The 10707-nt window shown below is 69.3% G+C and carries 11 protein-coding genes and 2 pseudogenes; 7 read left to right on the forward strand and 6 right to left on the reverse strand.

Features of this window, described 5'->3' with window-relative positions:
• Positions 1–1447 precede the first annotated feature (1447 nt).
• The 3 genes from B7P34_RS33245 to B7P34_RS33255 all read right to left on the reverse strand — a co-directional run bounded on the left by B7P34_RS33245 (position 1448) and on the right by B7P34_RS33255 (position 3969).
• Entirely contained in the window at positions 1448–1819 is a 372-nt protein-coding gene (locus tag B7P34_RS33245; protein ID WP_106681898.1) for a hypothetical protein, read from the reverse strand.
• Between the two features lie 195 nt (positions 1820–2014).
• Entirely contained in the window at positions 2015–2479 is a 465-nt protein-coding gene (locus B7P34_RS39035) for a hypothetical protein (RefSeq protein WP_223268487.1), read from the reverse strand.
• A 131-nt stretch (positions 2480–2610) separates the two neighbouring features.
• Complete coding sequence (locus B7P34_RS33255; protein WP_223268488.1) at positions 2611–3969, reverse strand: NAD(P)/FAD-dependent oxidoreductase; 1359 nt, start codon at positions 3967–3969, stop codon at positions 2611–2613.
• A gap of 636 nt (positions 3970–4605) precedes the next feature.
• On the opposite strand from B7P34_RS33255, the pseudogene B7P34_RS39855 reads away from it, so the two are divergent.
• The 6 genes and pseudogenes from B7P34_RS39855 to B7P34_RS33275 form a co-directional block, all read left to right on the forward strand.
• Positions 4606–5016: pseudogene (locus B7P34_RS39855) on the forward strand (alpha/beta hydrolase); the annotation flags it as partial.
• A complete protein-coding gene (locus B7P34_RS39045; RefSeq protein ID WP_223268489.1) occupies positions 4937–5278 on the forward strand; it encodes an alpha/beta hydrolase family protein in 342 nt (113 codons plus the stop codon). The pseudogene B7P34_RS39855 and the gene B7P34_RS39045, both read left to right, overlap by 80 nt.
• A 56-nt stretch (positions 5279–5334) precedes the next feature.
• Complete coding sequence (locus B7P34_RS33265; RefSeq protein ID WP_106681892.1) at positions 5335–5856, forward strand: helix-turn-helix domain-containing protein; 522 nt, start codon at positions 5335–5337, stop codon at positions 5854–5856.
• 40 nt (positions 5857–5896) lie between these two features.
• Positions 5897–6568: a transposase gene (locus tag B7P34_RS33270; protein WP_106681893.1), complete on the forward strand. Its 672-nt coding sequence runs from the start codon at positions 5897–5899 to the stop codon at positions 6566–6568.
• Positions 6561–6767, forward strand: a complete 207-nt coding sequence (locus B7P34_RS37835; RefSeq protein WP_189383250.1) for a hypothetical protein — start codon at positions 6561–6563, stop codon at positions 6765–6767. Before B7P34_RS33270 ends, B7P34_RS37835 begins: the two co-directional genes overlap by 8 nt.
• 136 nt (positions 6768–6903) lie before the next feature.
• Positions 6904–8253, forward strand: a complete 1350-nt coding sequence (locus tag B7P34_RS33275; protein WP_106681894.1) for a lipase family protein — start codon at positions 6904–6906, stop codon at positions 8251–8253.
• A gap of 310 nt (positions 8254–8563) precedes the next feature.
• Here B7P34_RS33275 and B7P34_RS33280 read toward each other — a convergent pair whose 3' ends face one another.
• From B7P34_RS33280 to B7P34_RS33290, 3 genes are all read right to left on the reverse strand, one after another.
• A complete protein-coding gene (locus B7P34_RS33280; RefSeq protein ID WP_223268490.1) occupies positions 8564–9001 on the reverse strand; it encodes a DUF2267 domain-containing protein in 438 nt (145 codons plus the stop codon).
• Between the two features lie 60 nt (positions 9002–9061).
• Positions 9062–9457, reverse strand: coding sequence for a DUF2267 domain-containing protein (locus tag B7P34_RS33285; protein ID WP_106681896.1), 396 nt, complete (start codon positions 9455–9457; stop codon positions 9062–9064).
• Positions 9458–9553: 96 nt separating this feature from the next.
• Positions 9554–9985, reverse strand: a complete 432-nt coding sequence (locus tag B7P34_RS33290) for an Hsp20/alpha crystallin family protein (RefSeq protein WP_106681897.1) — start codon at positions 9983–9985, stop codon at positions 9554–9556.
• A gap of 128 nt (positions 9986–10113) precedes the next feature.
• On the opposite strand from B7P34_RS33290, the pseudogene B7P34_RS33295 reads away from it, so the two are divergent.
• Positions 10114–10707, forward strand: a pseudogene (locus B7P34_RS33295) (hypothetical protein); the annotation flags it as partial.

The raw sequence follows: 10707 nt of genomic DNA on the forward strand, positions 1-10707 counted from the left end.
CCGTTCCGCCGTCTCGGGGGTACGGCGGAACGGCTCAGGCCTGAGCTCGCGCCGCTGGATGCGGCGGGCGCTACCACCTGCCCGTCCATGGGCCGGCCACGCTCCGCGAGAGGTGACACGACCGGATCGCCTCATGACAACAGCAACGCGGGCCACAGGCGGCCGCCCGCCACAGCAGGTAACAGGGATACCTCTCCGTCATCAGCCACATCTGCCGAACTGCTCAACACCGGCGAGCACTCCTGCCACCGCAGGGCCTGGTGAGCTCTCCCGGCCGGAGCCCTGGTCATCATCAGGAGCCGGCTCTGGAACTCCCAGACGCACACAGCCGGAACGACAGCGACCCTCCTGGGACCGGGGCCGTAACCGCCCCGGCCTCACCACCTGGGCCCACCTCACCCCGTCGCAGCGGTCAGGCAGGGTGGTCCAGGGGTTCGGCGTTCCTTCCGGGGCCTTCTCCTGCCCGCTCGCCGACGACGCGCCACTCTGCGTGCCCCGACCTGGTACGGCCGCTGCCTCGTCCTTCAAGAGCGAAATGAGCCGGGACACTCGTGAAGATGACACTGGCCGCCGCCGGCGCGGCGGTCACCCTGTGACGGCCCGTCAGCAACGCCACCTATTCTCCCGCACCCTGACTCCTCGTGAACTTCATGACCACTCTGCCCGCTAGCCGGGTTCCAGCGGCACGCAAAGCAAGCCACAGCCGTCCCGGCAAACCCATACGCCCTACGGGCCGGGACCAGGCGCAAGAGAGCACCTGAGGCGACCAGCCGCCACCGGCACCGGCACCGTCACCGTCACCGGCGAAACAAATACCAAGATCACCAAATTACCTTCGAAACACAGACGCCGAGGCGCAGTAGCGCCTTCGAATCAGCCAGACCTGTCCCCCACCCCCGCCTCTTGGAGCCGCCCGGACCAAGCACCAGGCCAGCCGCGTGGGGTCCATCCCTGCGTAGGCGAGGAACAGCAAGGTGGACAGGTTATGGAGCAGACCGGCGCGGGCTCATCCCCGCACACAGGGAGCAGCATGACCAGCCTGTCCGGGTCTCCCGGGTCGCGTCCTGGCCACGCATCGCAGCGCTGATCCAGTGGTTGCTGACACGGCCGGTCGTGTTGGTGGTCTCTTGTTGATCAGCAGGTGGAGGTTCGCAGTGTCCGGCCACCGACTGTGACGGTGCTCCAGCCAGCCCAGCAGCAGCTTCAAGGGGAGATCGTCGATCAGGCGGTCACGTCCGGCGATGGTCAGCCGGTGGTTACCGAGGTCGACGTCGTCGAGCATGAGGGGTGATGATCTGGGCGACCCGGGCGGCGCGGGCCGCTGCGAGGGCGAGGATGGGCCGCGTCGCCGGGGTGGTGGCCGCCCCCTGACCACAGGGTCGGGGCCGCCTTCCGGGCTCAGAGGAACTCACGGGATGCCACGCGATCACATATACATTCTGCGAATTTAGATGCGAACGAATCCGGCTGGGTCAGCCAGGTACCGGTCAAGGTCCGGGTCTTCGTGGAGTGCGTTGAACTCGTCGTAAATCTGCCATGCCGGGCCGAGCTCGGCGCGAAGGCGGCCGAGCGCTTGGCGGACCTCCTCGTTGAAGTGGTGACACTCCGCTTCACGCCACGGCCCCGGGTTAGGGGGGTAATCCCAGTTCAACGACGCATCGTAGCAATCTATCAGCCTGTTCAGGCTGTCGCGGAGGTCGTGGCTGATCGGTAGTCGGTCCAGCTCGACCGGGTACCCCCACGCCTCCTTGTCCTCGCGTGTGGCCGCCCAAAGGACTCCACCTGACCCTGCGTCGAAGAAGAACCTCGCGGTGGGCATGGCATCGACCTCTCGATACATGTCAGTTCAAACAGCCACCACCGTACTTGACGAGGCCGGCGCAGCAGCCCCATAGTCCCGGATGCAGCTGACGCCTCGCCTTCATCCCGATTACAGATCGATCGGGAGAGCGTTCCACTCGGCTGCAAGGGAAGCTACCAGCGCGTTCGCGCCTGCCTGCACAAGAACGGGACCTCACCGCGACCGGTGCAGCCCGGCCGCCTTCGCCCCCGGCCGTCGCCGGATGGATCCTCCACCGCCCGGAGAACCCCGCCGAGACCGAAACCCCTCCAGCTCAAGGCCAGCCGGACTCACTACCCCGAAGTCGACGCACTCATCCGGCACGGCCGCCGGGGTCTTGCCGACGGGCGATCTCGCCGTCGTCGACCTCGAAGACTTCGCGCGGCACGAACACCGCCCGCTCGCCCGCTCGGCCGCTCGCTCGGCCGGGTTGAGCGCCTGCCGGGTCGCGATCCGCACCAGGTACGCCCGCTGGTCGCGCACCTGTCCCAGGTCGGCCTTGACCCGGCGTGGCCAGGTCTCCTGGAGGGCTTCGGCGTCGGCCGCCGAGCCGGGCGTCTCATAGGCGATGGTGAACAGCAGGTTGCGCTGGGTGACGAAGATGCCGGTCGCCGTCTGGGCAGTGGTGTGGTCGGTCATCTCTCGTTTTCTCTCCCCCGAATGCACGGTCGGGCTGCCCGTCCCGCGATGGCCGACGCCTCGTGCACAGCCTGCAGCAGTTGCCGGCGGTGGCCACCCGTGAGCCGGATGTGCGCGACGAATCGGTGTTCTCAGCCACGGACGGCTCCTCCGTTTTCCAGAGGCCGGAGCGTCTTCTCAACGGACAGGTCCCGTGAGGCAGCCAGGCGGCGCCTGCGCTTGGGCAGGCCGAAGGTCGGGTGCGAGGTGGTCCACAGCGACATCTTGAGAATGCCCGCCTTGATCCGCGCGGCTTTCCGGCCGCCCACGTACGTCGGCTTTGCCTGCGCTTCGGTGTCCACCATCTGCAAGATCCCGTCCCGCCGCCCGAGGCTGATGTGATTGCCCGGGTAGGACAACTTGGTGTTCGGGATCCTGCGGCCGGTCAGGTACCCCACGATCGCGGCCGTGGCCTGCATGCCGGTGAAGCCGGCTGAAGCGCAGGACATCGGCAGCGGTCGGCCGTTGTCACCGATGACGTAGGCGCTGTCGCCGGCGGCGTAGACGTTCGGGTGCGAGACCGACCGCATAGTGCGGTCGACGATGATCCGGCCGTTCTCGGTGGCCTCCAGCCCGCCGGCGGCGGCGATGGGGCTGACCGCGAACCCGGCCGTCCACACGGTTGCGTCGGACGCCAGGACAGTGCCGTCGGCACACAGCACCCGCGTCGCTTCGACGGCTTCCACCTCGGTGTGCTCCAGGACGGTGATGCCCAGCCGGTCGCAGGCCCGGCGCAGGTGGCTGCGAGCCCCGGCGGAGAGCGGGGCGCCCAGCTCGCCGCGAGCGACCAGCACCACGGACAATCCGGGCCGGGATTCGGCGATCTCGGTGGCGGTCTCGATGCCGGTCAACCCGTCGCCGACCACCAGCACGCTCCCGCCTTCACCCCGCCTATCCAGGCTGTCCAGGCGCTCGCGCAGGCGCAGCGCGGAGAGCCTGCCGGTGACGTCGAAGGCGTGCTCGCTCACGCCGAGGACACCGTGGTCGGCGACGTGGCTGCCGAGAGCGTAGAGAAGCGTGTCGTAGCCGAGCTCGCCGACGCCGCCGGCGCCATCGGCCACGGCGACGACCTGGCGCTCGGGGTCGACGGCGGTGACACGGGCCAGGCACAGCTCAATCCCCGTGCCCGCGAAGACGTCGGCGAGCTGCGGAGCCTCGATCTCCTGGCCGGCCGCGAGCTGGTGCAGCCGCAGCCGCTGGACGAAGTCCGGCTCGGCGTTGACCACGGTGATCTCGGTGTCCGCCGGGGACAGCCGGCGGGCCAGGGTCCCGGCCACGTAGGCGCCTGCATAGCCGGCGCCGAGGACGACGATGCGGTGCTTCATCAGTTGCTCCTGCCGACTCGGCTCCCGGTGAGTGATGAGCCGGGTGGAACGGCGCCCCGATCGCTGACCGGAACCGACACCTGCGTATCCGCTGCCGGTCACGGCCGTCTCGGCCTTGTCGGTCATGCTGTCTCCTTCTATCTCAAGGGGTTCAGCCTCAAGACGCCGCGCGACCGGCTACTGTGACGGCCTGTGAGACAGATCACACCCCGGGCCGGACGCCCCGTCGTTGGAGTGGTCGCGGACGGCGGTGGAGGAATGGGTTGCCGGGGCCATCCGTGCGTCGATGCCACAGAAGCCGGTCAGCCCCTACGGAGCGGCAAGGCGTGCCAGCCCATGCCGGAGGCACAGCCGAGCGGACCTGTCCGAACAGCTGATTGCCGTGGTGCGCGAGGCCGAGGAGGCGGGCTCGTCCCGGCGCGTGCGGGGAACAGCCCCTCTTAAGTCAGTGCCGCGGCGAGTCCTGAGGCCATCCCCGCACTATGCCGTGCAGCACCCGCCCCGGGCGCCCTTTCGGTCATCCGGCCTTTCCCTGCGCCGTACTGGCAACGTGCGGCTGTGGATGCGAAGGGGTGTGGTGATTGTGTGGGCGGCCTGCGCTGAGCAGGCCGCGTCATGACGATCCGGGCGTGGCTGTGGCTGAGTTGGAGACCGTGTTTCGATCGCTCAACGGCACTGTTCTGAAGGGCACGGTGACGCCACCAGCGGGGCCTTTCGAGAAGCTGGCGGTGCTGGGGGCACCGGTACGAGGGCGGCTTCTTCACCCGGATTGCAGCCGCACTCGCCGGAGCCGGGACGCGTTGTGTGCGGTTCGATCTGCGGGCTCACGGGGCCGACGGCGGCAGGCCGCAGGACATCACCGTCGCCGGAGTCGCCAACGACATCCGGGTGGCATACGATCACCTGCGCGCCGAGAGCGGTCTCGACCCGCTGGTATCAGTGATCGCGGCGTCCTTGTCCGGCGGCGCGGCCACGCTGCACGCCGCGCACCGGCGGGAGGGCATCGAGCGTCTGGTCCTGCTATCCCCGGCTGGACTACCGCGAGCGGTACATCACCAGCCGCCCGTACGTTGGCGCTGGCGACTACCTCTCCGTGGAGGCCGCGGCGGCGCTCACCGAGGACGGTTTCACCGAACGGAGCCCGTTCGAGCTGGGCCGGTCACTGCTCAATGAGGTGCACTTCCCGGATCCCGCAAGCGTCCTGCCCGCGGTCAGTGCTGCCACGCCCGTGGTACACGGCACGAAGGACACGTTCGTACCGGTGGAATCCTCCCGTCACTACCTCAAAGCCTTCGGCTGCCCGGCGGAGTTGATGGAGCTCGAGGGTGACGAGCACGGCTGTGCGGTCCATGAGGGCCCGCAGTACCTCCATCCGCAGACGCAGGCGTGGCAAGCCGCGTTCATTGACCGCGTCGTCAGCTTCCTGAAGGTCTAAGCGATCTCGGTGATTTGTGGTGCGGCTTGGGCAGGCCACCTCGCGAGGGGGCTGCCATGGTGATGAAGCCGCTGGGTCTGGAGCTGCCGACACAGCAAGTCGCCGAGCTGCGGCGGCGGTTGAAGTGCAGGGATCTCGTACCCAACGAACGGATGCGGCTGGACTGCGTGCGGCTCGCGGCCCAGGGCCGCAGCGCGCCCCAGATCGCGTCGATTCTCGACAAACACGTGGCCACGGTGCGCAAAGCCCTGCACCGTTTCCTCGACGGAGGGTTCGAGGCTCTGGCGGACGCCGCGCGGCCGGGGCGTCCGCCGCGCTGGGGGCGCGAGGACCTTGATGCCCTGGAGGCGATGCTGGACGAGGCCGCGGTGCGAGGCGAGATCTGGACGCTGCCGGCACTGGCCGAGTGGCTGCGCCGCGAACGCGGTGTCGTCCTCGACTCCTCGTGGCTGTCAGTGCTGCTACACCGGGACGGTTTCCGCTGGAAACGCACCCGGGACAGCGTCCGGCACCAGGCCGACCCGGCCCTCCAGGCCGCCGCATGGGCACGACTGGAGGGTCTGCGGCTGTACGGCTGAGGTCCGAAGTCGGCATCGGGGACCTGTACTACCTCGACGAGTGTGGATTCTCCCCGACCCTGCCGACCGGCTGCACCTGGGCCCGCACCGGATCGACGCGGCGGCGGTGCTCGACTTCGTCTGCAACCACATCGCCAGGCTGCCCGGCGGAGCGGATCGACTCAGTACGTCGCCGGCTGGCTTCAAGCGTTCTCGGCCCTGCACCATCGTGCTGGACAACGCCTCCATCCACCACGCCGACGCCTTCAAGGGACGTCGCGAGGAACTGGCCGCCATAGGAGTCCATCTGTTCTGCCTCCCTTCCAGATCACTGGAGTTGAACTGCATGGAACGCATCGAACGCATCTGGCGCTCGGTCAAGTACCAGGACATGCCCGTCCGTGCCTACACCACCGCCAAGGAGCTCCACACCGCCCGTCGACCGTGCCCTGAACAGGCGGGCTGCGGCGATGACGCCAGCCACAGCCCAAATACTCAAGATCGCTTAGCACGGTGGGTTCGGTGGGGGCCGTGCGGAAAAGGACCCGGCAACGGGCACCTCGCCGCGCGGCCTACCCAGTGGGCCGCCTCCCGCTGCTTCCACGCCCCCGCCGATGCGGACGCCGAGGACTGGATCGCCGTCAAGACAGCCCGCATCCTCCGCGGATACGCCCAGCAGGCCGCCGACGAGATCCGCGCCGAGGCCGACCACTGCAAGCTGACGGGTGATTAACGCACGGCCGCCGACAAAAGCCTGTCAATACCTCAACAACAACGCCGACTTCGTCCACTACGACCGGGCACTCGCCGCCGGCTGGCCGATCGCCAGCGGCGTCATCGAAGGCGCAGCCCGCCACCTCACCGGAGAAGAGTCGCACCCCAAGGGAATTGGCGGAGCGGGGTCACTGACTCAGCCGCCGTTCGTCCCGTGAAGACTCTGGCGCACCCCTGGTCAACTGCCGTGCGCCTTTGTTAGGTTGCGCCGGAACCGACCCTTGGCCACTCCCCCCTTCGGGCCGTAGCCGTAGCGGTCATCTCTCTGATCCGCTCACACCGTTTGGGAGAGTCATGCGCAAATTCAGAGTGCGGCACGCCGCGATCGCGGGCGTCGTCGCCCTCGCCGTCGCCGCCGTGCCCACTGTCGCGTCCGGCGTTCAGGAGCAGTCCTCGTCGACGACTGCCGGGAGCGACGCGTTCTACACCTACGACGGCAGCAAGCCGCTGTCCTCGTACAGGCCCGGGGACGTGCTCAAGGTCCGGACGCTGCCGTACCACGTCCTGGGTATCGCGACACCCATCCAGGCGACGCAGCTGCTCTACCGCACCACCGACGAGCAGGGCCACCCGTCCGCAGGCGTGACCTCCGTGCTGCGCAGTCCTGGCGGCGACGGCCGCAAGGTCGTGTCGTACCAGTCGTTCTACGACTCGCTCGACCCCGAAGACGGTCCGTCCCGGGCGGTCGCGGGCAACGTCAAGCTGCCCGGCGGCCTGATCGCGAACGGCGAGTCCACGCTCGTGGCGTCGCTCCTGCTGTCCGGCTACGACGTCGTCCTCCCTGACACCGAGGGGCAGGCCGCCCACCTCACGGCCTCCCGCGAGTACGGGTACAACACGCTGGACTCCCTGCGTGCCGCTTCCAGCGCGGCGTCGAGGACCGGCATCAGCCCCGACGCGCGCGTCGGCCTCATGGGCTACTCCGGCGGCGCCGTCGCGACCAACTGGGCCGCCTCCCTCGCGCCCGAATACGCCCCTGACGTCAACAAGCGCCTGGTGGGATACGCCGAGGGCGGGGTGCTCGTGAAGCCCTCACACATCCTCAGGTACATCGAAGGCAGTCAGGTGTGGTCCGGGCTCATCCCGGAGTTGCTCATCGGGCAAGCGCGTTCGTACGACTTCGACCTCAAGAAGTACCTGAACGGCTACGGCAAGCAGCTGGTCGACGAGCACCAGCACGCCTCGATCGCCGACGTGCTGGGCCACTACCCCGGTCTGACGTGGAAGAAGATGGCGAAGCCGGAGTACGCGAACCCGAACTCCGTACCCGAGCTCGTCGAGGCGGTCAACAAGACCAACCTCGGCCTGGCACCGACCCCGACCGTCCCCGGCTACATCGGCCAGGGCAACGCCGGCTCCCTCGAGGGAACCACGAGCAACATCGCGGGCATCGGCTCGGGCGACGGCATCACGGTCGCCGGGGACACACGGGCGCTGGCGCGGAAGTACTGCGCCGAGGGCGACGCCGCGGTCTGGTACAAGCAGTACGACGTCCTCAGCCACTTGACCGCACCCACGGCCACGGTGCCCACCGCGCTCGCCTGGCTGCGCGACCGGTTCGCCGGCAAGGAGGCCCCGTCCTCCTGCGGCAGCATCGCCGAGGGCAACTCACTTGCGGCTGACGAGACGGTCCCCGCCGGGTGAGGACCTGACGGGGGCCGCAGCGAACTTCGCCAAGCGCGACCACACCCTGGTCGTCTATGCCCTCGCGCAGTTGCGGATCGGCCTGCTGCAGGACTGGCCGACGCGTATCCACCGACGCGTTCAAGGCGCTGGCGAGCGCGGCGGGCGAAATCACAGTGACCGCCAGCGCCTCGCCGCCGAGCTCACGGCAAAGCCGGGGGACGCATGCCGGGGGACATGAGCAGGGCCATGATGCTCCTGACGCGTGCCCGGGCCCGGGCACGCGTCAGCGCCTCCCATGCCCCCAAGGACGCTGGAAGGGGACGACCCGTTACGCGGCCGGGGTGAGTTCGGCGCGGCCGAACAGCAACGCGTAGCCGGTAGGAAGCTGGTGCAGGATGCGGGTGATGAGGTCGGGGCCGGCGTAGGCGGCGACGGCCGCGAGGACGGATCCGGTGTCCCACCGGGTGGTGGCCAGGGAGGCGCCGCAGCGGGCGGCGAGGTCCTTGACGAAGGCCCAGCCGGTCAGGGGCTGGGTTTCGGGAATCTGCGCGGTCAGGACGCGTGCGGCCTCGAAGGGCAGCCGGGCGGCCAGGTCGACGCGTTCGTCGCCGGTCAGCTGACGTCCCAGTCCCGCCAGGACCAGGCAGACGGCTTCCTCAGCCCTCTCCCGGGTGGGGTAGGCGCCTTCGTAGCGGACCTTCTCAAGCATCTGCTCGTACGCCGTCCCGTAGGAGTGCGGCTGGAGCGGTGTGAGCCGGTCGGACATCACTGGGGTGGTTGCCTTTCTGATCTGTCGCCGGTGCGTGGGCACCGGGGTGCGGGGTGGTCAGGTGGGCTGGGGGCGGCCGAAGAGCAGGTCGTAGCCGACGGGGAGCTGGAGCAGGATCTGGCCCAGCAGGCCGTCGTCAGCGGCGTCGGCGACCGTGGACAGCACGGCACTGACATCCCAGGCTGCGGTCTGCTCGGTGGCGCCCTCGATCCAGGCCGCGGTCGCCCGCACGAACCGCTCCGGAGACAGCGGCTCGGCGCTCTGCAGCGGATTGAGCAGGATCAAGGCGAAGTCCTCCGGCAGGAGTGCCGCGAGCTGGGCGCGGACCTCGCCGACCAGGTGGGCGCCCAGCAGGGCGAGCACCACACGGGCCGCGCGCCCGGCTTCCTCCACAGTGCCGTACTCGCCGCGTTCTCTCACGTGGTCGAGGAACGCTTCGCGTCGCAGAGTCATCCGACAGCCACCCCTTTCTTCGGACCGCCCACAGGGTGCGGAGGACAAGGTGAGGGGGAGATCAGGAATCCCGTCCTCCGCACCCGTCCGGCCGGGTCAGCCGGAGATCTCCTTGTGGCCGGCTCCGACGCCGATGGAGATCTTGCGGGGCTTGGCGCGCTCGGCGATCGGGATGCGCAGGGTGAGCACGCCCGCGTCGTAATCGGCCTTGATGTGCTCGGTGTCGAGGGTGTCGGCGAGCACGATCTGGCGGGAGAAGACGCCCAGCGGCCGCTCGGACAGCTCCATCTGCACGTCGTCGGCCTTCGCCACCGGCCGGCGCTCGGCCTTGACGGTGAGCATGTTCCGCTCGACGTCGATGTCGATCGCGTCCGTGGCGACGCCGGGAAGGTCGAAGGCCACCACGTACTCGTCGCCCTCACGGTAGGCGTCCATCGGCATCGCCGACGGCTTCGACCACGTTCCCGGCCCCATCAGCTGCTGCGCCAGCCGGTCCAGCTCACGGAAGGGGTCAGTGCGCATCAACATCGTGAAAACACCTCCAGCAGGTTCAGGCAGTTGCTGCCAATGCGCCTCACTGACACCGTTGTAACATGTCATCCAATGGATGACAAGCATGATGTCGTCGATCCGACGACGGACCGAGAGAGGTGCCCGTGACCCCGGCCAGCCAGCCGTTCCCGCCCAGCGCCAACACCCACAGCCCGGCGTCGTTCCTTGCCGCCGCGGCGGCCCTTCACGCCATAGACGACGCCCTGCGCGCCGCCCAGCACAAGGCCCCGAACGCCCCCGACACCCCCGGTCCGGGTCCGGAACAGGCGCTGGCCTCCCTGATGCTGCTGCGGCAGGTGCGCGAGCAGCTCGCCGGCTGGGAGACCGGCCTGATCGAAACGGCCCGCGACGCGGGCGCCAGCTGGGCCGACCTCGCCCACCCCCTCGGCGTGGCCAGCCGGCAGGCCGCCGAGCGCCGCTACCTGCGCGGCCGCCCCGGCCCCGCCGGAACCACCGGCGAACAGCGCGTGACGGCCACCCGACAGGCCCGCGCCGCTGAACGCACCACCGCCACCTGGGCCCGCCACAACGCAGCCGACCTACGCCGCCTCGCCGGCCAGATCACCGCACTCACCGACCTTCCCCCCGCCGCCCGCCAACCGCTCAGCCGGCTCCACGCCGCCCTCGCCCACGACGACCCCACCGCCCTCATCAACCCCCTGGCCGCCGCCCGCCCCCACCTGACCACAACCCACCCC

Origin of the sequence: Streptosporangium nondiastaticum, from assembly GCF_003011965.1 — a bacterium.
Taxonomy (GTDB): domain Bacteria; phylum Actinomycetota; class Actinomycetes; order Streptomycetales; family Streptomycetaceae; genus Streptomyces; species Streptomyces nondiastaticus.

Coding starts and splice junctions, on each gene's coding strand:
- B7P34_RS33245 (WP_106681898.1), bottom strand. CDS start 1,819: ATGCCCACCGCGAGGTTCTTCTTCGACGCAGGGTCAGGTGGAGTCCTT.
- B7P34_RS39035 (WP_223268487.1), bottom strand. CDS start 2,479: ATGACCGACCACACCACTGCCCAGACGGCGACCGGCATCTTCGTCACC.
- B7P34_RS33255 (WP_223268488.1), bottom strand. CDS start 3,969: ATGACCGACAAGGCCGAGACGGCCGTGACCGGCAGCGGATACGCAGGT.
- B7P34_RS33265 (WP_106681892.1), top strand. CDS start 5,335: ATGGTGATGAAGCCGCTGGGTCTGGAGCTGCCGACACAGCAAGTCGCC.
- B7P34_RS33275 (WP_106681894.1), top strand. CDS start 6,904: ATGCGCAAATTCAGAGTGCGGCACGCCGCGATCGCGGGCGTCGTCGCC.
- B7P34_RS33280 (WP_223268490.1), bottom strand. CDS start 9,001: ATGTCCGACCGGCTCACACCGCTCCAGCCGCACTCCTACGGGACGGCG.
- B7P34_RS33285 (WP_106681896.1), bottom strand. CDS start 9,457: ATGACTCTGCGACGCGAAGCGTTCCTCGACCACGTGAGAGAACGCGGC.
- B7P34_RS33290 (WP_106681897.1), bottom strand. CDS start 9,985: ATGTTGATGCGCACTGACCCCTTCCGTGAGCTGGACCGGCTGGCGCAG.